Below are 23,385 nucleotides of genomic sequence, written 5' to 3' on the forward strand. Positions count from 1 at the left end.
GGCGATCCTACCGACGCCTGTCCTCGGTGACAGCATGCCGTGGTGCCTCGGCGACCCCGGGCACCCGCCGCCGCCGTCCCGCCATGCTGCCCAGCCCGCCGAGCAGGAAGGCGGCCGGCATCGACACGAGGACAACCGTCTGGAGCGGGAACCAGTCGAGATGCCGTTCCGGGAGGAGCGCCATGGGCGTGCCCGAGAAGACCGGGCCGGAGATCTGCAGTCCGATGGCGCAGAACAGGCCTCCGTACAGCGTCCACAGGAGTCCGGCGCGGGTGTAGCCGCTCCAGAAGAGCGAGTACACCAGGGCCGGCAACAGGCAGGAGGCCGCGACGGCGAGGGCGAGGGCCGACAGAAAACCTACGTTCCATCCCTGGACCCGGACCGCCAGCGCGATGCTCAGTACTCCGATCCCGGCCGACGCCATCCGGGCGGCGGCCACTTCGCGGCCCTCGGTCGTGCGCCCGCGGCGCAGGACATGCGTGACCAGGTCGTGGGCGACCGCTCCCGCGGCCGCCAGGGTGACGCTCGCCACGACCGCGAGCGTGGTGAGGAATACCGCGCAGGAGACCAGGACGGCGAGCCATGCGTCACCCGCGGACGCGCCGTTCGCCAGTTCGCCGGTGAGCATCAGCAGCGTGCCGGTGGCGCCGGGATCCGCGGCCAGGATCTTCGGGGCTCCGACCAGCGCCGCGGCCCCGAAGCCCAGTACGGCTGTGGTGAGGCAGAAGGTACCCACGATGGCGATGGTGTGGCGCACCGTACGGCGTGCGGAGGCCGCGTCGGGTGCGGTGTTGAGCTGCATGGCGACGTGGGGCAGGCACGCCACACCCAGCACGATGCTGACCATCAGGCCGATGTGGTCGAGCGTGCTTTCGGCTCCGCCGCTGCCGGCGAAGCGGAGTCCGGGCTGCATATAGGTGGCGGGCCGGCCGCTGCCCTGCCCGGCGGCATGGATCAGGGAGCCGGCGCTCCAGTCGAAACGGTGGAGCACGACCGCTGCCACGGCCAGGGCCATGCCGGACAGCACCACCGTCTTGACTATCTGAACCGTGATCATGCCGCGCATGCCGCCGAACGCCGTGGCGCAGACGACCAGGAGGCCGATCATGACGATGGCCGTCTTCTCGGGGCCCGGACCGGACAGCCCCAGCAGCGTCGCGGTGGTCACTCCCGCACCGGAGAGCTGGACCACCAAGTACGGGACGCAGGCGCTCAAGGTCACGACGGCGACCGCGATGCGTACCGCCGGACCAGGGGCCCGCAGCGCGAATACGTCGCCGAAGGTGTAACAGGCGCGCTCGCGCAGGGGGCCGGCCAGCAGGAGCAGCACGCCGAGTGACAGCACCGTGCACATGGCGATGAAGAGACCGTCGTACCCGAAGACAGCCACACTGCCGGTCGTGCCGAGCACCGTGGCCGCGGACAGGTAGACGCCGGACAGTACGAGGGCGCCGCGCAGGGGGCCGAGCTTGCGGCCCGCCGTGTAGAAGTCGTTGACCCGGTCCCGCGCGGGGCCGCTGAGCACGCAGATGAAGAGGATGGGCACGATGAACGTAAGAAAGCCCACGAGGACCATGCCGCGCGTGTCCGCGTCCAGCACGGGGTCGCCGGGTGACGCGGCGAGCAGAATCTCAGCCGTCGTCATCAGTACTCCACGTCCGCGAGGCGGTCGTAGCGCGCCGCCGACCACAGCAGGAGGGAACCCTGGAGGAGGAGTGCCACCATGCCGATGCTCGTCTCTCCCCAGATGCGCGTGGCCATGAACTCGGCGGCGCAGAGAGCGAGCAGCAGATGTACGCCGAAGGTCAGTCCGTTGACCACCGCGAAGGACCTGCCTGGGCGATACGACGGTGACGAGTGAGGAAGCCGGGGGGCGTGCTGTTGGGCCATGGCGCTCTCCTACGGGGCGGGGACGCGGTGGATTTCCCGCGACGCCGGCTCACCAGAGCATGTGCGACCCGGCCCGTCCACGCGCTGTACTCGCGTTGTTGTCCGCTCCCAATGCGTCTGCTCCGTCACTGTGCTGATGCCCACTCACCCGCACCGCTCACGGCTACCGGCCCCCGGTCACCGCCGCATGCCGTCAGCGGGCCGGCAGCGGACTCGGTTCCTCCGGGGCGCCGGGCGCGGCGGCCGGTCCGAGCAGGCGCAGGGCGTCGAGGGCGAGCGTGAGCTGCACCAGATCGCGGGGCCGGGACAGGGCGAGGCCCGTGGTCTGTTCGAAGCGGCGCAGCCGGTTGAGCACGGTGTTGCGATGGCAGAGCATGTGCCGGGCGGTCTGTACGGCGGAGCCGCCCTTCTCGATCCAGACACGGAGGGTGTCGAACAGGATTTCGCGGTCCGCGGGTTCCAGGCCGTACATGGGCTGGAGCACCTGGAGGGTCAGCTCGGCGGACAGGTCGGGCCGCGAGATGAGGAGACCGTCGGGCAGGCGGGTGTCGAGCCGCGCGATCTCGCCGTCGGCCCGGCACGTGCGCAGAGCGAGCCCCGCCATGTCACGCGCTCGGGGCATGCTGTGCAGGCCCTGGACGACCGGGCTGACGCCGATGCGCAGGCCGGTGCCGGCGGCCAGGCCGGAGACGAGCGCGTCGAGGGGACGGTCGCCCAGGTGGGCGACGAGCACAGCGCGCTGCCCGCGGGTGTGGCGCAGGATTTGCATGCCGCGTACCTCGGGAACGGTCTCCGGCAGACGGCCGTACGGCGGGGTGGCGCCTATCACCGCCACCGCGAACCGTCCGTCGACCGGCAGACCGAGGATCGCCGCCGCGTCCCGGACGAACTCGGGCTCGCTGCGGCTCTCCAGCACGGCGGCGAGGATCAGGCGGACGCGTTCGCCGTGCCGGCTCGCGACGCCTTGGGCGACCTGCCGGTAGGCGTCGGCGACCAGGACGGCGTCGCGGTCGTTGTGCTTCCACACCAGCTCGGCCACGTGCACGAGCTGGCGTGTGTCGCCGAGCCCGTCCCGCTCCACCACCCGGATGATCCCGCTCCAGACCTCCGAGCCGGCGACACGGTAGGCGTGCATCACCTCGTCGAGCGGGCGGCCCTCCTCCGCGCGCCGGATGCCCAGCTCCCTGGTGTACCGCTCGATGTCCACGATGCTGCCCGGGTCCAGGCCGGCTTCCAGCCCGTGACGGACGCCGGTGCCCACGGACTGCCGCAGGTCGGGTGGCGCGAGCACCGGGTCGGCGTAGTACGCCACCTCGGCCCGGATCTTCTCCGCCACGGTGTCGGTGAAGTCCGTGCCGTGTCCCAGAAGGCGCCGGCACGCGCGGTCGAAAAGCTGGAGAGGGGACGAGCCCACGGGGTCGTGGGACGGCGGACCGCTGCGAACGCTGCCGGGGACGGCACTGGTGGTGTGCATGGACCCTCCAAACGGATGGGACGTGCGAGAGCACCACGGCGCGTTGCCGTGTCATGAGCTGCGCGGTGCGCGGTGCGGTTCCTCCTCCGGGTCTGCCGCCGGAGCGTGGCAGGCGGTGGCATCCTCGGGAAGCCACCATGCTAAGCAGTCGGTTACCCCAGGGCGAGGTCTCAGCCAAACCGTGATGTCTCCGCCACATCCGGCGGTCCGCCGGGGGTACGTGGCCATGCCCTCAGGGCACCGGGACGTGGACTGTCGGAGGCGGGCAGTACGGTCCTGCCATGGCACCCGTGATCAGTCTGACCCTCGACTGCACGAACGCGCGGCTCGTGGGCGAGTTCTGGAAGACGGCGCTGGGTTACGTCGACGAGCCGCCGCCCGCCCCCTTCAGGACCCGCGAGGAGTGGTTCGCGAGTTTCGGCCTGCCCGAGGACGAATCGATGGACGACGCGGCCTGGCTCTGCGACCCCGACGGCGTCGGCCCCCGGCTCGCGATCCTCAGGGTCCCCGAACCGAAGACGGCGAAGAACCGGCTTCACCTCGACGTCCGGGTGCCGGGACACGGCAGCGCCGAGGAGCGGTGGGCTCGGATCGGGGCGGAATCGCGGCGGCTGGTGAAGGCCGGCGGAAGCGTCCTGGCGGAGGTCGCCGGCCATCACATCGTGATGGCCGACCCCGAGGGCAACGAGTTCTGCGTCGCGGCGGCCGCTGTCTGACGGGGGCCTGCCCTTGCGGCCGTCCGCCGGAGGGCCGGGCCGCTCGCGGAGGGCTGCGTACCCTGGAACCAGGAGGTCCCTGCACCGCTCGCGGAGGTTCGCCATGGCCCGCGGTCACCGTTTTCACCTCGATCAGGACGGGCACTCGATCACGGTCCAGGTCGGGCGGCCCGCCGACGGCACAGAGCTCCTGGTGGACGGGAAGGTCGTCGCCTACCAGCAGGGCCGGGTCAAAGGCGTCACGATCCTCACGGCGGAACTGCCCGAGGAGCCGCCCCGGCCGTTTCGCATCTTTCTCGAAGACATGGGCGGCGAGCTCTTCTGCGCGATGGAGGTTTCGGGCTCGCGCTTCCTCATGCCGCAAGTCGCCTTGTGGACTCCGGGTGACACGACGCCGCCCGCCAAGCCGCCGCCACGTCCCCTGAAGCGCCTGCGGAGGCTCCTGCGACGCCTGTGATCCGAGCCGGACGGACGCTCGGGCCTCCGGTTGCGCCGGGGGCGGCCGTCGGCGGCCCGGTACGGCGTTCAGTCGCACCGGGCCCTCGGATGCCGAGTGAGCTTTTACGCCTCCCGCTCCGTCACGCGCACTAGTTCTTCACCCCCACCGCTCGGATGATCTCCTGCTGCACCGAGCCGCCCCGGTCATCGCCCGCCGAGGCCCGCAGCGAGAGGTAGCGCGCGTCCTTCGGTACCCGCACCGAGCCCTCCCACGCCGCGGACTTCCCGCGTACGGCGTCGAGCGCGACCTCGGTCCACGTCCTGCCGTCGTCGTAGGAGACCTCCAGCGTGCCGCCGCCGATCTTCCCGGTGCCCTCCGCCTTCTTGACGTACTCGGAGAAGATCCCGACCTCCAGCCGCTTGCCCGCCCGCACGTCACCGGTGAGGTCGGTGTCCACGTCGAAGCCGAGGTTGAGCAGCGGCAGGACGGTGAGCCGGTCGGCCGGGGTCTCCTTGGAGCGGAAGGTCCACTCGGAGTGGCCGCTCGTGGACAGCCGCCAGCGGTCCGCGTCCAGGGTGGTGTCGGTGACGACCCGGTACGTACGCTCGGCCGGGTCCGCGTCCCAGGCGTACGCCCCAGAACTCATCTTGCGGTCGACCAGTTCCCCGTCGGCGTACACCTCGGTGAACTGGGTCATCGAGGTGTCGCTCCAGACATCGCCGAAGCCGGTGTGGTCGGGGCCCGAGTCGCCCCAGCCCGGGGTGTTGAACATCAGGTTGTTTCCGCTGCGCTGCTGGCCCCAGCCGAGGCCGGTGCCGAGCCACGGATGCAGGACGGGCTTGAACCAGTTGAGCCCGGAGCGGACGCCTCCGCGGTAGACCGGGGTGCCACTGCGCTGTTCGATCGCTCCGGGGCCGTTCGTCACCGACTCGTGCCAGCGCTGGCCGGGTCCGGTGCTGACGTAGTCGGTGCGCTCGGCCGGGAACGCGATCTTCTCCTGGAAGCCGAAGCCGACCGGGAAGGTGTCGGTGATCGAGTAGCGGAAGTCGCTGCCGTCGGCCGCCTCGGCGGCATGGAACTTGCTGTCCAGTACGGCCAGTTCACGCTTCCCGGGCCGGTACGTCAGGTCCTCGTCCGGCACCGATCCCGGGTGGCCCTCGGACAGGTCGTACACGAACGGCGTGTACTGCGTGCCGGTCAGCTCGAGGCGCCGGTCGCGGCGGGCGGCGTCGATCAGGCGCGCGCCGTCGGCGGCGTCGACCGTTGCGACGTGCAGCGGCCGGTCCTCGTACGCCTCCGTGCCGAACCACTCCATCAGCCTGCCGGGTTCGTCATCGGTGACGAACAGGGCCTTCGCACCTGCGTCCTGGGCGTTCTGCGCCAGCCGCGCCGGTTCGATCGCGCCGGTGTGACGTACGACGACGGCCTTGCCCCGGACCGGCCGGCCCGCGTAGTCGGCCGGACCACCGGCGCCCGCGTCCACGACGTCCAGGCGCGTGTGTCCGTCGAGCACGGCCGTGCCGGCCTGCACACGGGTGCCACCGAGCCTGCGGCCGTCCGCCGTGACATCCAGCATCGGCTTGCCGAGCCTCCAGGCGGTCCGGTACTCGAAGGTGCCGGTGGCGGGCGCGCGGGTGGGCGCGGCGAAGACGCTGTCGTACGACGGCGGCACCTGCACCACTCCGCCGTAGGACGCGCCGCCTGCCTTGCGGCTGAACTCCATGAGCACCTGGCGGGTCTCGGTGCGGCGGTCCACCGCGGCACGGATTTCTCGCAACTTGCTTCCGTCCAGGGTGATTTCGCGGTCCCGATCCAGGACGATCCCGGGATCGGTGAGGAAGCCGAGTCCCAGGGAGTCCTTGCCGTTGCTGCCGCGTACGTCGAGGAAGGAGTCGACGGTGTACGTGCCGGGCGGCAGCCGCAGTTCGACCGTGCCCGATGCGCCGACGGTGGCCGGGAAGGGATCGTGTCCGGCCGCGAGGCGCTGCACGCCGAGCCAGGCCGGGGTGGGAGAGCCGTCGCGGTCCTTGACGTGGACGGTGAGGTTGTAGCGCTCCTCCTCCTTCACCATGCCGACGGCGGTGTGGGCGACGGTCCTGCCGTCGCTGGTGGCGACGATCCGGCCGGAGGTGTTGCCGACGGGAGCATCGGCGCCGTCGCCTGTGACGGTGGTCCGCGCTGCGCCGTTCGCGGGCACGGTGAGCGTGGAGTCGGCGAGGCTTACAACGCCGTCGGAGGTGCCCTCAACGGCCAGGTCCAACGTGACGGGGCGGTCGGCGGAGTTGGTGTAGGTCACCGTGCGGGTGACGGGCTTGTTCTCCTCGTACGGCCAGCCGTAGAAGCCGAGGTCGGCGCTGCCGGTCGCGCTGAGCGTCGCCCGCGTCGCCGCCGGAACGTCGACCCGGCCGGCGCCGAGTGTGTAGGCGGACGCGGTGAGCCGTCTGGACGTGCTCATCAGCGTGTCCTTGAGCTGCTGCCCCGTCCGGTCGGGGTGCTTCTGCGCCAGCAGTGCGGCCACACCTGCGACGTGCGGGGTCGCCATCGACGTACCGCTCATCGTCACGTACGGGCCGTCGCCTCCGGTGAGCTGCGAGCGCGCGGCGAGGATGTCGACGCCGGGCGCGGACAGGTCCGGCTTGAGGGCGTTGTCGCCGGTGCGCGGCCCTCGGCTGGTGAAGTCGGCCGCCTCGTCTGCGGAGTCGACCGCCCCGATCGTCAGCGCTGCGTCGGCGGAGCCGGGCGAGCCGATGGTGCCGGGGGCGCCCGAGTTGCCCGCGGCGACGACGAAGAGGGCGCCGGTGTCCTTGGAGAGGCTGTTGACGGCCTGTGCCATCGGGTCGGTACCGTCGGTGCCCTCCTGGGAACCGAGGCTCATGGAGACGATCTTCGCGCGGACGTCCTTCGCCGCCCACTCCATACCGGCGATGATCTGCGACTCGGAGCCGGAGCCCCCGTCGCTGAGCACCTTTCCCACGGCCAGGTCCACGTCCGGGGCGACGCCCTTCTCCTTGCCGCCGGAGGCCGCGCCGCTGCCGCCGACCGTGGAGGAGACGTGGGTGCCGTGGCCGTTGCGGTCGGCGACCTCCTCGCCCTCGATGAAGCTCTTGGTCTCGCTGATCCGCCCCTGGAGGTCGGGGTGTCCGGCGTCCACCCCGGTGTCGAGGACCGCGACCTTGACCCCTTTGCCGGTGAGCCCGGCCTCCCAGGCCTCGGGCGTGCCGATCTGGGCGTTGCTGTCGGCCATGGCCGCCGTGACCCGGCCGTCGAGCCAGATCTTCCGTACCCCCGCCGAGAAGCTGCGGGCGCCCGCGCCGCTCGCGACCGTGCGCCAGAACTCCCCCGACTTCGCCGCGTCGACGGCCGCGCCGCCGACGCTCGGCAGCGCCCGGACCTGCTCGGCGCCGCGAGGCGTGGACCGGCTCTCGTTCTCGTACGTCACGATCAGCGGCAAGCCTTCGACGGACCGGTCGTCGAGTCCCTGCTCGATGAGCGCGCTGACCTCGAAGAGGCGCTTGTCGAGGACGCCGGTGCGCAGGTACGGGCGCGCCTCGTCGGGTACGACGGTGATCCGGCCGCCGGATATCTGGCTGCGGACGGCCCCGGTCGCACCCTTGGCGCGCTCCACGGTGACGGTCTTCCTGGCGCCGCCGAGATCGGTGACCGTCACTTTGTCGCCGGTGATCAGGGTGACGGTGTGCGCGGCGCGCGCGGCGGCGGACCGGGGTGCGGCGGCGGCCGGGTCACGGTCCGCGCCGGCCGGACCGACGGCCGCGAAGGCGGCGGTGGCGTGTGCGGCGGGGAGCAGTACGAGCGAGAGCCCGGCTGCCAGCAGCCGGGCTCCGCGTCCGGCGGGAGCTCTCGTCATCATTCTCTCCTCGTACGCCCGGTGGAGGGGTGTCTCCGGGCGTACGAGGAGTCTCGGGGCTGACAAGTTGCTTGGGGACACCAGCACTTGGCGGTTAGCTGCCATGGCGGTGACCCGCCAGTCCCGCCGTATCGGACGAAGCAGGTCAGGAAGTGGCTGTTTCCAGCATCCCCAGGAGGCCACGCGCCGCCGGGCTCGTGACCTCCTCGTGGGGCAGCGCGGTCACGCTGCTGTACGTCAGCCGCCGCGCGCCGGCCAGCGGGACGGCACGCAGCCCCTCCGCTTCCGGTTTGCGCGTGAAGTGCTGGGGAACGAGCGCGACGCCGAGCGACTCGCGGACCAGCTCCAGCAGGCTGTGGACGTCGTTGACCTCCAGCGAGACCTGCCGGCCGATCCCGGCGGCGGCGAACGCCGCGTCGCCGACCCTGCGCGGCCCCCAGTCGGAGTGGAAGTCGATGAAGCGCTCGTCGCGCAGCTCGTGCCAGGAGACCTCCTCCGCCGCGCCCAGCGCGTGTTCCGGGTGGCAGAGCAGCAGCATCGGCTCGACGGTGAGCGGCAGCATCCGTACGGTCCGCGGCGTGTCTCCGCAGTCGATGGCGAAGGCCAGGTCGAGCCGTCCGCTGCCGACCTCCTCGATCAGCTGGGCCGAGCCCGCCTGACGCAGCCGGATCTCGACCTGCGGGTGCCGCTGGTGGAAGCGCGCCAGCAGCCCGGGGACACGCACTCCCGCGATGCACTGCTCGGTGCCCACGGTGAGAGTGCCGCGCAGCAAACCCTGGACAGCGGCCACGGCGTCCTTGGCGGCGCGGGCGGCCGTGAGCGTACGCCGCGCCTCGGCCAGCAGCGCGCGCCCCGCCTCGGTCAGGCCGACCGAACGGGTGGTGCGGGCGAACAGTGCCGTGCCGAGTTCCCGCTCCAGCTCCCGGACGGACGCCGACAGCCCGGACTGCGACACCATCAGCCTCTGCGCGGCCCGGGTGAAGTGGCATTCCTCGGCCACCGCGACGAAGTACTCCAGGTGTCTCAGCTCCATGATTCAGAAGCATAGCTTCTCAAATCCTTCGGATTCTTCTGTTGGACGGGATGACGGCGCCCGGGCAGTCTGGCGTACGCGGCGCACGCTGCGCGTGCGCTCCCGCCGACCCGCACTCCACCGAGGAGACCCACGTGTACTCCGCCCACCCCGGCCGGTACGACTCCATGCCCTACCGCCGTATCGGCCGCAGCGGTCTGAAGCTGCCGGCGCTGTCGCTCGGCCTGTGGCACAACTTCGGCAGCGACCGCGGTCCGGACGCGCAGCGCGAGATCCTGAGGTGCGCCTTCGACCTGGGGGTCACGCACTTCGACCTCGCCAACAACTACGGCCCCCCTCCCGGCGAGGCCGAGACCGTCTTCGGGCGCATCTTCGCCGAAGACTTCGCGCCGTACCGGGACGAGGTCGTCATCTCCACCAAGGCCGGCTACCTGATGTGGCCGGGCCCGTACGGGGAATGGGGCTCGCGCAAGTACCTCCTCGCGTCCCTCGACCAGAGCCTGCGCCGGATGCGGCTCGGCCATGTCGACATCTTCTACTCGCACCGGTACGACCCCGGCACGCCGCTCGAAGAGACCATGGGGGCGCTGCACACCGCTGTCCAGCAGGGCAAGGCTCTTTACGCCGGCATCTCCAACTACCCGGCCGAGGAGACGCGGAGGGCCGCCGCGATCCTGCGTGACCTCGGCACCCCGCTGCTGATCCACCAGCCCCGCTACTCGATGCTGGACCGCGCTCCGGAGGACGGACTGCTGGACACCCTGCGGGAGGTGGGAGCCGGAGCCATCGCCTACTCGCCGCTCGCCCAGGGGCTCCTGACGGACCGCTACCTCGACGGCGTTCCGGAGGACTCCCGCGCGGCCGGCACGAGCCCGTTCCTGACCGCGGACGAAGTCACGGGCCCGCTGGTGTCGCGGCTGCGGGCGCTGAACGAGCTGGCGGGTGAGCGGGGCCAGTCGCTCGCCCAGCTCGCGCTCGCCTGGGCGCTGCGCGACGACACGGTGTGCTCCGCGGTCGTCGGAGCGAGCAGCGCCCGACAGCTGCGCAACAGTGTCGAGACCGCCGCCCGGCTGGAGTTCGACGACGCCGAACTCTCACGTATCGAGGCGATCCTCGCCAAGGACTGAACCGCGGCCGGGCCCGCCCGGGGCGATGAGGGCGTGCGTCAGCCGCATCAGGCGTTCCCGGGCGTCGACGTCGTAAGCCTGCTCGTGCGCCCGGGTGTCGGTGAACCGGTCGAAGTAGCGGCCGGTGACCGAGCTGAGCTCCGGGTCGGTGAGCAGGCGTACGGTCGGCCGTACGCCCTCGTCGATGCTCGTGACCGGAGTAAGGCCGTATTCGCGCACCCCGTTGGTGTCCATCAGATGGGCCGGGTGGAGGGTGTTCACCGTGACACCCGTGCCGTCGAGTTCGGCGGCCAGCTCGAAGGTCGCCGTGATCATCGCGAGCTTGCTGCGGCAGTAGGCGCGCAGCCCCTCGTATTCCCGTTCCAGCATGATGTTGTCGAAGTCGAGGGCCTCCTGGCCGATCGAGGCGACATTGACCACCCGCGCGGGTGCCGAGGCGGTGAGCAGCGGGAGCAGGTCCCGGGTGAGCGCGTACGGGGCCAGGTGGTTCACGGCGAACCGCAGCTCGTACCCCTGTCGGCTCAGCTCCCGCCGCAGGGGTTCGGCGCCTCCGCCCGCGACGGCGTTGTTGACGAGCGCGTCGAGCCGCGGTTCGGCCGCACGGATCCGTTCGGCCATGGCGCGCACCTGGTCGAGATCGGCCAGATCGGCGAGGTAGGTGCGGACGGTGGCACCGGGAATGGCGGCTCGCACTTCGGCGGCGACGGAGTCGAGACGGCCCCGGTCGCGGCCGTGCAGCAGGAGGGTGTCACCCCGTGCGGCGAGGTCGAACGCGATGCCGCGGCCCAGGCCCTGTGTCGCGCCGGTGATCAAGGTTGTGCGTCGGTTCATACCGGCCATCCTGCTGTACGGCGCCGCGCTGGGGCAGGGTGTGTCGAGCCTGGTGTCACCACCACCAGCCGGCCGACGCGGGCCGTGCGACAGGAATGCGTAACGCTCACCGGGCGCCTTCGTTGATCGTCCGGAATGTCCCTGCAACAGAGGTGGGCCCATGAAACTTCGATCAGCCGCCGCGACCACGGCTCTCCATCTCCTTGTGCTCGGCAGCGCGGCGGCGCCGGCGCAGGCCGCGGGACCCGAGAAGCTGGTCCTGGACGCCTCGGACACCCTCACCAAGACCTCGCTCGACCTCGCGTTCTGGATGGACCGGCAGACAACGAGCGTGGTCGGCCCAGGTCCGATCGTCGAGGAGGCCACGTTCGAGAACACCACGTCGTCCCTGGGACTGGACCGCGAGAGCGTCCAGTAGGAGCGGCGAACCGCGGCGCCTTCGGTGGTGCGGTCACCGAAATGAGTTGACGGCCGAGGTCCCGGAACGCTCGTATGGGCGTACCGCCGACAGGCAGTTGGCGGTCAAGTGCCGTCCTCTCCCACTCGTTTCGGAAGGTGTCCTGACATCGACGCGTCTCTCGTACATCGGCTGATCACCGCGCAGTTTCCGCAGTGGGCGCACCTTCCCGTCGAGCAGGCGGGCTCCGCCGGCACGTCCAACGTCATGTACCGGCTGGGCGAGGAGATGGTCGTGCGACTTCCTCTCGGCGCCGGGCCCGCCGACGATGTGGCGAAGGAGCACCGGTGGCTGCCGCGGCTCGCCCCGCCGCTCCCGGTCGCCATTCCCGTACCGCTCGGCAAGGGGACCCCCGCCGAGGGCTATCCCTGGCACTGGTCCGTCTACCGCTGGCTGGAGGGCGAGAACCCGGCCGTCGGGCGCGTCGCCGATTCCGGCTCGCTCGCCGGGGATCTGGCGGAGTTCGTCGCCGCGCTGCACCGGATCACTCCTGCCGATGGGCCTCCCTCGTACCGCAGCGAGCCGTTGGCGGCACGAGACGCCGAGACGCGCGACGCGATCGGGGAGCTGCGCGGAATCGTCGACACCGACGCGGCGACCGCCGCATGGGAGGTCGCCCTGAAGGCCCCCGCGCGGCCCGGTCCGGCGGTCTGGATCCACGCGGACCTGCAACCGGGGAATCTGCTGATGACCCGTGGGCGGCTCAGCGCCGTCATCGACTTCGGCTGCCTGGGCCTCGGCGATCCGGCGGTCGACCTGATCGCGGCGTGGTACGTGCTGCCGGCCGACGCGCGCGGGGCCTTCCGCGCCGCTCTGGCCGCCGACGACGCGCAGTGGGCGCGCGGCCGGGGCTGGGCTCTGTCGATCGCGCTGATGGAACTGCGGTCCTACCGGGAGACGAATCCGGTGATGGCCGCCATCGCACGCCACGTCATCGGCGAGATCCTCGCCGACCCCACGTGTCACCGGGCGTGACGGGAACGGGGTTGAACCCCTTGGTGATGAGCCGGACGGCAAGTGTCACTTCCCAGGCGAACACGGGGACGGCCGCGACCGACCCCGGCACGGAGACCTGCTCGTAGAGCCCGAACATCACCGCGGTCGCCGAAGCGCAGATCAAGGGCCCCCCGACCAGCCCCAGCACGGCGATGAATCGTGGCACGAGTCCCGAGCGGTACATCAAGCACGCCAGGACCAGCGTGTTCGCTCCCAGGACGAAGTTGGGCCCGAAAAGGAACGTCCAGTCATGGATCGCCACCAGGGTCTTGCCGGCCGTGACGAGAGACGCGGCTTCGGCGCCGCCCGTGTCCGCCGCGTAGTCCCTCCTCAGCGTGACGACCGACAGAACGCTGATGATGCCGACGACGATGACGGCGGCTTCGAGCAGGCGACCACAGACGTAGGCCAGCGCGGCCCCTTCGTTCTGCCTCTTGATGACCGGAAACAGCGTGACCCCGGAGCCGATCACGGCTGTGACCAGGGCTATCTCGAACAGGGCCCCCAGGAACACCCGGGTGTCGGCGCCGGAACCGACGACGTAATCGGCACCTTGCAGAACAGGGCCGTACAACGCGAGCCCGCCGATCGCGGCGACCTCGGTGACAAGGAAGAACGCCCCGGTGACGACCGCGGTTTTTCTGCTTGAGCCCATGTGGACCCTCCCCATGACTGGTGTACGGCGTACACCGAGTGCTCACGTTAGGTGTACGTCGTACACTCGTCAAGCGATTGCCGGTCCACGACTGATCACGAGGGAGCTGGTCGAGATGGCTCAGCAGACGGAGGCGGCGCGGCGGGCCCCTCTGAGCAGGGACCGGGTGCTGCGCGCCGCCGTCGCGCTCGCCGATGACATCGGGATCGAAGCGCTCAGCATGCGCAAGCTCGCGCAGGAGCTGGGCGTTGTGCCGATGGCGCTCTACAAGCACGTCGCCAACAAGGAGCAGCTCCTGGACGGCATGGTGGATGCCGTCGTCGGTGAGATCGACCCTCCGGCCGCCGGTCCCGACGGGAAGAGCGCGGTCCGGCAGAGAATCCTCTCGGCGAGACGAGCCCTGCTCGGTCACCCCTGGGCGGCTCAGGTGATCCGGTCGCGCACCAGCCCGACGCCGGCCGTGCTGGCCTACATGGACTCAGTGATCGGCATGTTCCGGACCGGCGGATTCTCCGTCGACCTGACGCATCACGCGATGCACGCCCTGGGCAGCCGGATGCTGGGGTTCACCCAGGAGCTGTTCGACCCCGCGCCCCGCCCCGGGCCGGGGGCGCAGCAGACGGCCCCGCCCCCCGCGCCGGAAGGGGGCGGGGGTACGTATCCCTACGTGATGGAGCTGGCCGGTGCGGTGACTCATGACGCGAACTCCGTCGTGGGCCCCGGGTGTGACGATCAGTTCGAGTTCGAGTTCGCGCTGGATCTCCTCCTGGACGGATTCGAACGACTCCGGCAGCAAGGGTGGAGCAGCGCGACGGCCGGGTGAGGGCCAGGGCGTCACCCCCCCCGGACCTTGTTAGCCATTTAGCTAATGTGCTAAATGTTGGGCATGACAGAAGTCGACGACGAGGCAGGAGTCTTCCGCGCACTCGCCGACCCGACGAGGCGCCAGATTCTGGAGGACCTCAGAGGTGGCGAACTCGCGGCCGGGGAGATCGCGGGCAGGTTCGCGATCAGTGCGCCGTCCATCTCACGGCACCTCGGAGTACTCAAGGGTGCGGGGCTGGTCACGGAGCGCCGCGACGGCAACCGGATCCTCTACACACTCGCCGAGGAACGGCTGGCCATCTGCGTCGGCCGGTTCCTCAGCGCGGTCTGTCCCGAGCAGATCGTGCTGCGGCACACCAAGTGGCAGCCCACCAGCGAGAACAAGGACTCATGAAGCAACCACGTCTGGCCAGCGTCATCGAACGACGGCTCCTGGTGAACTACCGCGTCGACCCCGACGTCGCCACCCGCCTGCTCCCGGCCGGGCTGCGCCCTCAGCTGGTGCACGGCTACGCGGTCGCCGGCATCTGCCTCCTGCGACTGGGGGGCGTACGGCCCGCCTGGGCGCCCAAGTCGGCCGGGCTGCGCAGCGAGAACGCGGCGCACCGGATCTCCGTCGAGTGGGACGGCCCTGACGGCGTCGAGACCGGCGTCTACATCCCGCGCCGCGACACCGCGTCACGCATCAACAGCTGGGCCGGGGGCCGCGTCTTCCCCGGCGAGCACGGCCGCGCCGATTTCGACGTACAGGAGACGCCGGAAGAAGTGCGCGTCGCCTTCGCGACGCGGGACGGTGACACCCGGGTGGACGTCACTGTCGAGGTGGCAGACGAGCTGCGGGGCAGTCATCTCTTCGCCGACCTGAAAGAGGCTTCGGCCTTCTTCCGCCGCGGCGCCAAAGGTTTCTCCGCGACCAGCTCCGGCCGGCACCTCGACGGAATGGAACTGCGGACCGACGCCTGGCGCGTGGAAGCCGGCCGGGTACGCTCCGCCACATCTTCCTTCTTCTCCGACCTCGACCGTTTCCCGCAGGGAAGCGCGACCCTCGACTGCGCCCTCGTGATGCGGGACGTCCCCGTCAGCTGGCTCCCCCTTCAGAGCATGGCCGCCGACGGAAGCATGCGACTCGTCGGCTGATCATGGCGGAGCACCTACCAGGACTACCCTGGGCAGAGGGGCCCTTCGCCGTTGGAGCAGCCGATGCGCGACAACAGTCCCGCCCAGGACAAACGACGGCGCCCTGAGGCCGCCCCTCCCTCACCCCACGGACGACGCCGTGCTTACAGACTGAGGCACCTGCTGGCGAAGGTCCACATGCCGCTGTTCCTGGCCCTTGCCGTGCTGTTCGGCGTATGGGCGTGGCGCTCGCAGGCGGGCTCCGCGCCCAACCCGTGGGCCCTGGGAGCTGTCGCCCTGCTCTTCGCCGTACTGGCCCTGCTCGCACTCGTCGATGTCGCCGTCATCAGGCACCACCGCCACGACCGGAGTACGCGCGGCTGACCGGCCCGCGCGCCAGAGCCAGGGTGGCCGCCAGGGAAGCCGCTGCCATGACGGCCGTCCCCACTCGCATCCGACGATCAGCCCATTGGGCAGCCAGAGAGCCAGGTAGACATGGCGGCGGGGCCTGGAGGACCACAACAAGCCGACGACCCGGTCACCGCACTGCTCGTACGCGCCGCGTTGCGGCCGTGCTGGAACGCGGCCCCTTTCACCCCCACGCCGACGGGATCCGGCGAACGGACCTTCGGGGACGAGGTGGCGCGGATTCGCGAAACGCCGGCCGAGACCGCGCGTACGGACCTGGAAGTCGCGCTGGACGGACCTCTTCCTTCGAGGCAGCGCCGTCGGATCCCCAAAGGGAGGGGTAGCGTCCACATGTCCGCCCGAGTGCGGGCTGCGGTCACTCAAGACACCGGCGGCCATGGTTTGTTCAAGGGTATGCCAACAGATCACAATCATGAATCTCAGGCCAGAACGTGACAGCTACGTTCCCCTCGTGACCTTGAATCGATGTGCATCATCTGTGCCGCTCACCACAGGGCGCCGCGCTCTACTGCGGGCCGCTGTCGCCGGAACTGCCGCCGCAGGAGCGGCAATCGCACTGACCGCCTCGCCTGCCGAGGCCGCGCCCGCGGCCGCGGCGGCGAGCACACCGCGCACCCCCGAAGCAGCGCTGCGCGAGCTGGCCGCCGGCAACCGCCGCTGGCGCACATTCCAGCAGCGGCATCCGCACGAGACACCCTCCGTACGTCAGTCGCTCGTGTCGGGGCAGAACCCGTTCGCCGTGGTCCTGGGATGCATAGATTCCCGCGTGCCACCGGAACTGGTCTTCGACCAGGGCCTCGGTGACCTCATGACGGTCCGGTCGGCCGGCGGGGTCCTGGACGAGGCCGTCCTCGGCAGCATCGCGTACGGCGCCCTGGAACTGGACATACCGCTGATCCTGGTGCTCGGGCACCAGTCGTGCGGTGCCGTCTCCGCCGCCGTGCGCGCGGAAGAGACGGGGGAGCAACTCCCCGCGCACATACAGTACTTGGCCGATCAGATAAGACCGGCCATAGACCACAGCCAGCACGGCGACGCCCGCATCGACTCGACCGTCACTCGCAATGCCAACATGATCCGCTCCCGCCTCGCAGCCGAGCCCGACCTGGCGGACAGGGTCGCCGCGGGGAAGCTGGCCATCGTCGGAGCGCGTTACGAGCTCCATTCTCAACGCGTCCACGCCATCGGCTGACGGCTCGTTGGTGGGTGCGGGAGCAGGGCCTGCCCAGGAAAGTGAACCCGGCGCCTAGGACGGGTGGCCCTCGTCATCGGTCCGGTCGGCCTGGCTGGAGAACTTGGACAGGAACACGTCGAACCGGCCGTCGCCTCTGCGGGTCAGTGTCGCGCCGTCCTGCCAGATGCCGTTCTCCTCCCACCACTGACTGCCATAGGGATCGCCCTGGTTCTGATGGATGTTGTGCATGCCGAGACCATGGCTGAACGGCTCGCCGAAGACCAGGATCGTCCGGCCGGCGACAAGGATCGGCTCGAGCGCCCGGGCCGCGTCCAGGTTGGAACCCGAAGTCCACGGCTGCGGCGGGTTCAGCCTGTTGAGGATTGCCTGCAGCCAGGCCGGTGGCCGGCGCACGAACACGCAGCCGGAGCGGTGCAGCAGAGCCGGGTGCCGCACGCAGTCGAGCGCGCCCGACCCGGGGGCGTGGGCCAGGTCGCGGTATCCCGGCGCCGTACCGGCCACCGCGCCGAGCGCCGCTGCGTCCAGGGTGAAGGCCTTCCACTGGACGCCGGTGCTGGACTGCTTGCTGTCCACGTCGACGGCACACCGGTACCGCCCGGCGGGCGCATCGACCTCCAGGTTGACGTGGAACCAACGGCCCTGGGTGTCGGGCTGATCACGGAAGTGGCGGTGCAGTGTTCCTGACAGCACGCCGTAATTGTCGAGCGGCATGATCCGCAGTCAATCACCGGCCTTCGGCCGAGGGGGAAGACGCGCGGAGAGGCCCGCCCGCTGACACTCGGACGGGGAGCGTCCGTCGTTCGTTCAGCCGCCCGTCGTTGAGCCGTCCCTCAGTGGCGCCTCGGAGCCACCGGTACGGTAGGAGGTCCCCTGAGGGAGGTCCAAGCCTTGTTCCACGACGGCATGCTGAGCATCGGAGAGCTCGCCGAGCATGCGGGCGTCACCGTCAAGACGGTCCGCTACTACTCCGATCGCGGCCTGCTGCCCGAGGCTGCCCGTAGCGCCGGTGGCCACCGGCGCTACGCCCCGGAGGCGCTCGAGCGGATGCACCTCATCCGCTCACTGAGGACTCTCGATCTGCCGGTCCCTGACGTGGCCAGGGCCCTCGACCAGGAGGATGCCCTGGAGGACATCATCGCGGGACAACTGCGCGAGCTCGGCTCCCAGTTGACCGTCCTGCGCTGGCGAGAGGCCGCCCTTCAGCTGCTCCGGGACTGCACCGCCGAGGAACGCGCCGAACGGCTGCGCCTGATCGGCGCCGTGACCGCTCCACCGAGCACGGCCGCGATCGCCCGCTTCTGGCGGCGCTGGCTGCCCGCGCGGCTGCCGGCCCGACTGGTCTCCACGATCATCGAACAGGCGGTTCCGCAGCCCCCGGCCGACCCGACCCCGCTTCACGTGCTCACTTTCGCGCGGCTGCATGCCCTCGCGTGCGCCATTCACCCCGGCGCCGGTCACTGTCAGCCCGCGGCGCACCAGCCCGCCGAGGGCTACCGCCCGGCCGTTCTCTACGACGGTCTCGGCGAGGCGTACGCGCTGGCGTCACCACGGGTGCGGGCACAGCTGCCGCCGCAGGAGGGCGAGGCGCTCGACTGCTTCGTATCCGCCTACGCCCGGTCCTGCGGCAAGCGGGACACTCCCGCCTTCCGCCACCGGCTCAGCCGTCAGCTCGCCGCCGACGCCCGCATCGACCGTTACTGGCAGCTCACGGCCGAACTCTCCGGCCAGGCGGAACCGACGCCGGGCGCCGCCCACGACTGGCTCAGCGCCGCGCTGGTCACCCAGATCGCCCGTACGGCAGGCTGACCAGCGCCTAAGCGGGCTTGAACGCCGCTGCCAACTCCAGCTCGCCCACCTTCTGATCACCGCTCATCTCCCCCGTGGGCCGGAAACCCAGCCCCAGATAGAAGCTTTCGGGGCCGTCCTCGCCCGGATGCCAGCTGACGGTGAGACGCGTGCCGCCGCGACGGCGGATCTCGGCGGCCACGGAGTCGACCGCGAAGCGCCCGTATCCACGGCCCTGTTCTCCGGCCGCGATGTTGAGGCGCCAGAGGCCCGAGCGGATGTCGGCGCCCTTGCCGTCCCCGGCGAAGTCGACGTCGAAGAAGCCCATGAGGAACCCGACGAGCCGGTCGCCGTCGAGGATGAGGCGGGGCCAGGCCGTCTCCGGGTGCACGTACGCCTCGGCGAGGGACTTCACGACCGGTGCGACCAGGTGTTCCTGGTCGGGGCGGACCTTCAGGCCGATCGCGGCGTCGATGTTGTCGGCGGTGATCTTCACCAGGCGTAGTGCGGTCGTCATGCGAAAACCATAGGCCGGTCGATCAAGTGGTTTTTCGTACCGCGTACCACGTCCGACCGCTCGTACGGCGGAAACAGCACTACGGCGGCTCGATCCAGGCATCGAAGGGCGATTTTCGGACAACGATCCGCGAGTCACGGGCCCACAGACAACCCAGGCTCCCCTCCACCAACTCTCACAGGCCGGAGACAGTTCCGCGATCAGAGCCCCTCGCGCCTCAGCCGGCCCGACCGGATTCCGTACGCCGGCTGTTCATCCACCGTCCCAGCAGGCACTCGGAAATACGAGGAACGATGACCAGATTTCACCAAGCCCGCCCATGGCGTTCGGTGATCGCTGCCGCTGCGGCGATCACCGTGACGGCCGGCGTCGCCGTGGCCGCACCGGATGCCGAAGAGGCCGACAGCACGCCGAAGCTCAGCCTGATCGCTGCCTCGAAGTCGGTGACGCTCGACTCCTACAAGGAGAGCCCTGGCGTCTATCTGGACCTCGGGACCTACGTCACCGCTGAGAACGGGCCCCTCGAACTCAAGGTGACCCGCAAGTCCTACAAGTCCCCGGTCGTGGTCACGCAGGTCATCCGCGAGGGGACGGAGACCCGGACCAAGACCCTCCCTGTGGGCCTGGTGAAGAACTTCGCGGGGCTGCCCGGCTTTGCCAGGGTCACCATCACCGACGCCACCGGCCGGAAGGTGATGGACAAGTCCGAGGCCTTCTGTCCCAACAACGCCTCCGGCCGCATACGGCCCGACGCGCCGGCCAAGTCGAAGTACCCCGAGAGCTGTCCGATCAACCCGTTCACGCTCGGTTCGGTCTGGGGCGTGGAGAAGGGCTGGGCATCCAACACGTACGCGGGCTACTACTCCGACCCGGTCCGTCTGAAGGCCGGAAAGTACACCGCCAAGGTGTCCGTGGCCAAGCGCTACCGCGACCTCTTCGGCATGGAGGACAAGCCCAGTACGATCAAGCTGACCGTCCGCGAGCGCAGTTACGAAGACGGCCCCGGGGGCGCGGCGGCCATGAAGCACGGGTCGCACGCGGCCGGCCACTCCGGCCACGGAGCGATGCCCGCGCCCGCGCCCACCGCCGCGACAACCGGGGCGGGTCCCTCGTACAACGTGGGCCACGGGCCCCACACTCCCGCACCGCCCGCCCTCCCCTGGGCGCTCAGGAAGGCCGCCTTCAGTGCGTCGGCGCCGACGGGTGACGGTCCCGGTCAGACGGACGGTTCGCGGAAGGCTCCCGCGATGAAGCCCGCCGCGAAGCGACCGGTTGGCGAGCCGGACGTGCCGGACGTGCCGAAGCCCGACCTCCGTTCGCTTCCGGCCTACGGCATCACCATCAGCAAGGGACAGGGCAGCACGCGGGGCAAGGACTACCTCGCCTTCAGCGCCAATGTGTGGAACGCGGGCCCCGCTCAGCTGGTGGTCGACGGGTTCCGTGCGCCGGGCAAGAAGCTGATGGACGCCTACCAGTACTTCTACGACGCCGACGGCAAGCAGGTCGGTTACACGCCGACCGGCACCATGGAGTGGGACCCGCGCGCGGGCCACGAGCACTGGCACTTCACCGACTTCGCCAGCTACCGGCTGCTCAAGGCCGACAAGAACGAGTCGGTGCGCAGCGGCAAGGAGGCCTTCTGCCTGGCCAACACCGACGCCGTCGACTACACGGTGAAGAACGCCAACTGGCACCCCGACAACACCGACCTGTCCACCGCGTGCGGCCAGGAGAACTCGATCTCCGTCCGGGAAGTGCTGGACGTCGGCTCCGGCGACACGTACACCCAGGACCTTCCCGGCCAGTCCTTCGACATCAGCAATCTGCCGAACGGCACGTACTACATCCAGGTCCTGGCCAACCCCGAGAAGCGGCTCAAGGAGACCAGCCTCACCAACAACAGCGCTCTGCGCAAGGTCGTCCTGGGCGGCCGTGCGGGCGCTCGTACGGTGACCGTGCCTCCTCATGACCTGGTGAACGCCAACTGACGTCCTGCCGGCGAAACACCATGTGATGCCCGCCCCCGAGATCTGTACCCGGGGTGTCGCACCGGGCCGGCCGGGTCCCTCCGAAGTCGCGTGCTACAACGACCGGAGGAGTACCCGGCCGGTCCGTGCTGTCCCGGGTCCGCCGCCCACGCGATGCTTCACGTGCCGAACGGGGCGTGGCAGCATCACGACACGAAGGGGGCTCACTGTGCTCATCGATCTCGCGGGAAAGACCGCCCTCGTCACGGGGTCGACCCAGGGAATCGGCGCCGCCATCGCTTCGGGACTCGCCCGGGCGGGTGCTCGCGTCGCGGTCAACGGACGTACTCCGGAGTCCGTCGGTGAGGCCCTGGACCGGCTGCGCGACGAATCGCCCGAGGCCACCTTCGTGCCGGCGCCGGGTGACATCTCCACCGACAGTGGCGCCGCGCGCGTACTCGACGCCGTGCCCGACGCGGACATTCTCGTCAACAATCTGGGGATCTTCGGCGCCCGGCCCGCGCTGGACATCGACGACGAGGAATGGCGGCGCTACTTCGAGGTCAATGTGCTGACAGCGGTCCGTATGACACGCAGCTACCTTCCCGGCATGAAGGAGCGCGGCTGGGGGCGTGTCCAGAACATCGCCAGCGACTCCGCCGTCGTCACCCCGGCGGAAATGATCCATTACGGAATGTCCAAGACGGCCCTCCTCGCCGTCTCCCGCGGCTTCGCCAAATCGGCGGCAGGCAGCGGAGTCACCGTCAATTCCGTCATCGCCGGGCCCACCCACACCGGAGGTGTGGAGGACTTCGTGTACGAGCTGGTGGACCGGGATCTGCCGTGGGAAGAGGCGCAGCGGCAATTCATGCGCGAGCACCGCCCGCAGTCGCTCCTCCAGCGGCTGATCGAGCCCGAGGAGATCGCCCACATGGTGGTCTATCTCAGCTCGTCCTTCGCGTCCGCCACGACGGGCGGGGCTGTCCGGGTCGACGGCGGATACGTGGACTCGATCCTCCCGTGACGGAGGCTGTGGGCGACCGTCTCTGCGAAGGCGCGAGCCAGGGGGCTCAGGGCGTCCCAGCGGCGCACCGCCCAGCCGGTTGAGAGGGCGGGCAGCGCGGGCACCGGTATCAGGCGCAGACCGTCGTGTCCGCCGCTGTGCATGCCGGGAACGGCGGGTACGACGGCGTGGCCGAGGCCGAGCTCCGCGAGGAGGATGGCGGTGTCCCAGTCGGCGACACCCGTGTCGGCGGTCCAGCGGACTCCCAACTCGGCGAAGCACATGTCCAGATGGGCCCGGGACGTCGAACCCTCGGGCAGCCGGATCGGTTGCAGGTCCGCCAGGTCCGCGGGCTCTATGCGGCTCCTGGCCGCCAGGGGGTCGTCGGCCTTGACGGCCAGCACCCAGGGCAGTTCCACGACGGGCCGCTGCTCGATGCCCCGGACGGGAGCGCCGATGGTGACCCAGGCGAGGTCCAGGTCGTGCGCGGCGAGGGCGTCGAAGCAGCTGCGGCTGGAGCTCTCCGTCTCGAACTCCAGGCTCACCTGGGGATAGCGCCGTCGGAAGTCGACGATGGCCTCGGCCATGAAGTGCCGTACGGTCGTCGCTCCCGTGGTGATGCGTACCGAACCGCCATCTCCGCGCACGAGGTCCTGAAGGCGGCGTACCGCCAGGTCGATGCCTCCGATGCCGTCGGCGGCCGCCGCCTGGAGGATGCGCCCCGCCGAGGTCGGCACGACGCCGCGCGCGTGGCGCTCCAGCAGGCTGACGGCCAGGTCCCGTTCCAGTCTTTTCACGTGCTGGCTCACCGCGGACTGGGTGCACGCCAGGTCGCGGGCCACGGCGCTGAGGCTGCCCGCCCTGCACACCGCGACGAAGACACGGAGATCGTCGAGAGTCACAGGGTCAAGGTATCGCTTGGATATGTGGAAGAAAACCCGAGGATTGACTGGGGAGTTGGCCGTGAACGAGGATCTTGGCGGGCCCAGGGCGGCAACCTGTTCGGGGTGGGTGCGGCGGTCCGGACCGAGGTCTTGACCGTACCCACCTCACCGGAGCCGGCGA

General features: G+C 70.3%; 23 protein-coding genes. 13 read left to right on the forward strand and 10 right to left on the reverse strand.

From position 1 onward, the window contains the following. Positions 1 to 7: 7 nt before the first annotated feature. From ACWIHY_RS29500 to ACWIHY_RS29510, 3 genes are all read right to left on the reverse strand, one after another. Positions 8 to 1,645 carry a sodium/solute symporter gene (locus ACWIHY_RS29500; protein WP_454378923.1) on the reverse strand — a complete coding sequence of 546 codons (1,638 nt, stop codon included), beginning with the start codon at positions 1,643 to 1,645 and terminating at the stop codon, positions 8 to 10. Continuing rightward, positions 1,645 to 1,890, reverse strand: a complete 246-nt coding sequence (locus ACWIHY_RS29505) for a hypothetical protein (protein ID WP_454378924.1) — start codon at positions 1,888 to 1,890, stop codon at positions 1,645 to 1,647. The genes ACWIHY_RS29500 and ACWIHY_RS29505 overlap by 1 nt, the downstream gene beginning before the upstream one ends. A 193-nt stretch (positions 1,891 to 2,083) precedes the next feature. After that, positions 2,084 to 3,364 (reverse strand): PucR family transcriptional regulator, encoded by a 1,281-nt coding sequence (locus ACWIHY_RS29510; protein WP_454378926.1) that lies wholly within the window; start codon positions 3,362 to 3,364, stop codon positions 2,084 to 2,086. A gap of 281 nt (positions 3,365 to 3,645) precedes the next feature. Here ACWIHY_RS29510 and ACWIHY_RS29515 point away from each other — a divergent pair, with 281 nt between their 5' ends. Both ACWIHY_RS29515 and ACWIHY_RS29520 read left to right on the forward strand, forming a co-directional pair. After that, positions 3,646 to 4,080, forward strand: a complete 435-nt coding sequence (locus ACWIHY_RS29515) for a VOC family protein (RefSeq protein ID WP_454378927.1) — start codon at positions 3,646 to 3,648, stop codon at positions 4,078 to 4,080. A 103-nt stretch (positions 4,081 to 4,183) separates the two neighbouring features. Further along, positions 4,184 to 4,537 carry a hypothetical protein gene (locus ACWIHY_RS29520; protein ID WP_454378928.1) on the forward strand — a complete coding sequence of 118 codons (354 nt, stop codon included), beginning with the start codon at positions 4,184 to 4,186 and terminating at the stop codon, positions 4,535 to 4,537. Between the two features lie 130 nt (positions 4,538 to 4,667). On the opposite strand, the gene ACWIHY_RS29525 is transcribed toward ACWIHY_RS29520, so the two are convergent. Together ACWIHY_RS29525 and ACWIHY_RS29530 are read right to left on the reverse strand one after the other, a co-directional pair. Further along, positions 4,668 to 8,384, reverse strand: coding sequence for a S8 family serine peptidase (locus tag ACWIHY_RS29525; RefSeq protein WP_454378930.1), 3,717 nt, complete (start codon positions 8,382 to 8,384; stop codon positions 4,668 to 4,670). A gap of 145 nt (positions 8,385 to 8,529) precedes the next feature. Continuing rightward, positions 8,530 to 9,417, reverse strand: a complete 888-nt coding sequence (locus ACWIHY_RS29530) for a LysR family transcriptional regulator (RefSeq protein WP_454378931.1) — start codon at positions 9,415 to 9,417, stop codon at positions 8,530 to 8,532. Positions 9,418 to 9,551: 134 nt separating this feature from the next. On the opposite strand from ACWIHY_RS29530, the gene ACWIHY_RS29535 reads away from it, so the two are divergent. Further along, positions 9,552 to 10,544: an aldo/keto reductase gene (locus tag ACWIHY_RS29535; protein WP_454378932.1), complete on the forward strand. Its 993-nt coding sequence runs from the start codon at positions 9,552 to 9,554 to the stop codon at positions 10,542 to 10,544. Here the strand turns inward: ACWIHY_RS29535 and ACWIHY_RS29540 are convergent. Beyond that, entirely contained in the window at positions 10,512 to 11,375 is an 864-nt protein-coding gene (locus ACWIHY_RS29540; RefSeq protein WP_454378934.1) for an SDR family NAD(P)-dependent oxidoreductase, read from the reverse strand. The genes ACWIHY_RS29535 and ACWIHY_RS29540 overlap by 33 nt on opposite strands. A 160-nt stretch (positions 11,376 to 11,535) precedes the next feature. On the opposite strand from ACWIHY_RS29540, the gene ACWIHY_RS29545 reads away from it, so the two are divergent. Next, positions 11,536 to 11,793, forward strand: a complete 258-nt coding sequence (locus tag ACWIHY_RS29545) for a hypothetical protein (RefSeq protein ID WP_454378935.1) — start codon at positions 11,536 to 11,538, stop codon at positions 11,791 to 11,793. Positions 11,794 to 11,901: 108 nt separating this feature from the next. After that, a complete protein-coding gene (locus ACWIHY_RS29550) occupies positions 11,902 to 12,807 on the forward strand; it encodes an aminoglycoside phosphotransferase family protein (RefSeq protein ID WP_454378937.1) in 906 nt (301 codons plus the stop codon). Here the strand turns inward: ACWIHY_RS29550 and ACWIHY_RS29555 are convergent. Further along, on the reverse strand, positions 12,764 to 13,483 hold the full coding sequence (locus ACWIHY_RS29555) for a DUF4386 domain-containing protein (RefSeq protein ID WP_454378938.1): 720 nt from the start codon (positions 13,481 to 13,483) through the stop codon (positions 12,764 to 12,766). The genes ACWIHY_RS29550 and ACWIHY_RS29555 overlap by 44 nt on opposite strands. Before the next feature lie 115 nt (positions 13,484 to 13,598). Between ACWIHY_RS29555 and ACWIHY_RS29560 the strand changes: the two genes are divergently transcribed. From ACWIHY_RS29560 to ACWIHY_RS29580, 5 genes are all read left to right on the forward strand, one after another. Next, complete coding sequence (locus tag ACWIHY_RS29560) at positions 13,599 to 14,306, forward strand: TetR/AcrR family transcriptional regulator (protein WP_454378940.1); 708 nt, start codon at positions 13,599 to 13,601, stop codon at positions 14,304 to 14,306. Between the two features lie 63 nt (positions 14,307 to 14,369). Continuing rightward, the gene (locus tag ACWIHY_RS29565) at positions 14,370 to 14,702 is read left to right on the forward strand and encodes a metalloregulator ArsR/SmtB family transcription factor (RefSeq protein WP_454378942.1); all 333 of its coding nucleotides are present in this window, start codon (positions 14,370 to 14,372) and stop codon (positions 14,700 to 14,702) included. Beyond that, positions 14,699 to 15,445, forward strand: a complete 747-nt coding sequence (locus ACWIHY_RS29570) for a DUF2071 domain-containing protein (RefSeq protein WP_454378944.1) — start codon at positions 14,699 to 14,701, stop codon at positions 15,443 to 15,445. The genes ACWIHY_RS29565 and ACWIHY_RS29570 overlap by 4 nt, the downstream gene beginning before the upstream one ends. 63 nt (positions 15,446 to 15,508) lie before the next feature. After that, a complete protein-coding gene (locus ACWIHY_RS29575; RefSeq protein WP_454378988.1) occupies positions 15,509 to 15,808 on the forward strand; it encodes a DUF6343 family protein in 300 nt (99 codons plus the stop codon). A gap of 523 nt (positions 15,809 to 16,331) precedes the next feature. After that, positions 16,332 to 17,045 (forward strand): carbonic anhydrase, encoded by a 714-nt coding sequence (locus ACWIHY_RS29580; protein ID WP_454378945.1) that lies wholly within the window; start codon positions 16,332 to 16,334, stop codon positions 17,043 to 17,045. A gap of 54 nt (positions 17,046 to 17,099) precedes the next feature. On the opposite strand, the gene ACWIHY_RS29585 is transcribed toward ACWIHY_RS29580, so the two are convergent. Next, the gene (locus ACWIHY_RS29585; protein WP_454378947.1) at positions 17,100 to 17,759 is read right to left on the reverse strand and encodes a DUF2278 family protein; all 660 of its coding nucleotides are present in this window, start codon (positions 17,757 to 17,759) and stop codon (positions 17,100 to 17,102) included. A 192-nt stretch (positions 17,760 to 17,951) separates the two neighbouring features. Between ACWIHY_RS29585 and ACWIHY_RS29590 the strand changes: the two genes are divergently transcribed. Beyond that, complete coding sequence (locus ACWIHY_RS29590) at positions 17,952 to 18,854, forward strand: helix-turn-helix domain-containing protein (RefSeq protein WP_454378948.1); 903 nt, start codon at positions 17,952 to 17,954, stop codon at positions 18,852 to 18,854. Between the two features lie 7 nt (positions 18,855 to 18,861). On the opposite strand, the gene ACWIHY_RS29595 is transcribed toward ACWIHY_RS29590, so the two are convergent. After that, complete coding sequence (locus ACWIHY_RS29595) at positions 18,862 to 19,350, reverse strand: GNAT family N-acetyltransferase (protein WP_454378950.1); 489 nt, start codon at positions 19,348 to 19,350, stop codon at positions 18,862 to 18,864. Positions 19,351 to 19,643: 293 nt separating this feature from the next. Here ACWIHY_RS29595 and ACWIHY_RS29600 point away from each other — a divergent pair, with 293 nt between their 5' ends. Both ACWIHY_RS29600 and ACWIHY_RS29605 read left to right on the forward strand, forming a co-directional pair. Further along, a complete protein-coding gene (locus ACWIHY_RS29600; RefSeq protein ID WP_454378952.1) occupies positions 19,644 to 21,338 on the forward strand; it encodes a lysyl oxidase family protein in 1,695 nt (564 codons plus the stop codon). Between the two features lie 208 nt (positions 21,339 to 21,546). After that, a complete protein-coding gene (locus tag ACWIHY_RS29605) occupies positions 21,547 to 22,341 on the forward strand; it encodes an SDR family NAD(P)-dependent oxidoreductase (RefSeq protein WP_454378954.1) in 795 nt (264 codons plus the stop codon). Here the strand turns inward: ACWIHY_RS29605 and ACWIHY_RS29610 are convergent. Further along, positions 22,257 to 23,222, reverse strand: coding sequence for a LysR family transcriptional regulator (locus ACWIHY_RS29610; RefSeq protein ID WP_454378955.1), 966 nt, complete (start codon positions 23,220 to 23,222; stop codon positions 22,257 to 22,259). The genes ACWIHY_RS29605 and ACWIHY_RS29610 overlap by 85 nt on opposite strands. Positions 23,223 to 23,385 lie beyond the last annotated feature (163 nt).

This window comes from Streptomyces sp. NPDC055287 (genome assembly GCF_053646035.1).

Excerpts from the sequence above, each read along its gene's own strand:
- ACWIHY_RS29500 (WP_454378923.1), bottom strand. The coding sequence starts at position 1,645 with ATGACGACGGCTGAGATTCTGCTCGCCGCGTCACCCGGCGACCCCGTG.
- ACWIHY_RS29505 (WP_454378924.1), bottom strand. The coding sequence starts at position 1,890 with ATGGCCCAACAGCACGCCCCCCGGCTTCCTCACTCGTCACCGTCGTAT.
- ACWIHY_RS29510 (WP_454378926.1), bottom strand. The coding sequence starts at position 3,364 with ATGCACACCACCAGTGCCGTCCCCGGCAGCGTTCGCAGCGGTCCGCCG.
- ACWIHY_RS29515 (WP_454378927.1), top strand. The coding sequence starts at position 3,646 with ATGGCACCCGTGATCAGTCTGACCCTCGACTGCACGAACGCGCGGCTC.
- ACWIHY_RS29520 (WP_454378928.1), top strand. The coding sequence starts at position 4,184 with ATGGCCCGCGGTCACCGTTTTCACCTCGATCAGGACGGGCACTCGATC.
- ACWIHY_RS29525 (WP_454378930.1), bottom strand. The coding sequence starts at position 8,384 with ATGACGAGAGCTCCCGCCGGACGCGGAGCCCGGCTGCTGGCAGCCGGG.
- ACWIHY_RS29530 (WP_454378931.1), bottom strand. The coding sequence starts at position 9,417 with ATGGAGCTGAGACACCTGGAGTACTTCGTCGCGGTGGCCGAGGAATGC.
- ACWIHY_RS29540 (WP_454378934.1), bottom strand. The coding sequence starts at position 11,375 with ATGAACCGACGCACAACCTTGATCACCGGCGCGACACAGGGCCTGGGC.
- ACWIHY_RS29545 (WP_454378935.1), top strand. The coding sequence starts at position 11,536 with ATGAAACTTCGATCAGCCGCCGCGACCACGGCTCTCCATCTCCTTGTG.
- ACWIHY_RS29555 (WP_454378938.1), bottom strand. The coding sequence starts at position 13,483 with ATGGGCTCAAGCAGAAAAACCGCGGTCGTCACCGGGGCGTTCTTCCTT.
- ACWIHY_RS29560 (WP_454378940.1), top strand. The coding sequence starts at position 13,599 with ATGGCTCAGCAGACGGAGGCGGCGCGGCGGGCCCCTCTGAGCAGGGAC.
- ACWIHY_RS29565 (WP_454378942.1), top strand. The coding sequence starts at position 14,370 with ATGACAGAAGTCGACGACGAGGCAGGAGTCTTCCGCGCACTCGCCGAC.
- ACWIHY_RS29570 (WP_454378944.1), top strand. The coding sequence starts at position 14,699 with ATGAAGCAACCACGTCTGGCCAGCGTCATCGAACGACGGCTCCTGGTG.
- ACWIHY_RS29575 (WP_454378988.1), top strand. The coding sequence starts at position 15,509 with ATGCGCGACAACAGTCCCGCCCAGGACAAACGACGGCGCCCTGAGGCC.
- ACWIHY_RS29585 (WP_454378947.1), bottom strand. The coding sequence starts at position 17,759 with ATGCCGCTCGACAATTACGGCGTGCTGTCAGGAACACTGCACCGCCAC.
- ACWIHY_RS29590 (WP_454378948.1), top strand. The coding sequence starts at position 17,952 with ATGCTGAGCATCGGAGAGCTCGCCGAGCATGCGGGCGTCACCGTCAAG.
- ACWIHY_RS29595 (WP_454378950.1), bottom strand. The coding sequence starts at position 19,350 with ATGACGACCGCACTACGCCTGGTGAAGATCACCGCCGACAACATCGAC.
- ACWIHY_RS29600 (WP_454378952.1), top strand. The coding sequence starts at position 19,644 with ATGACCAGATTTCACCAAGCCCGCCCATGGCGTTCGGTGATCGCTGCC.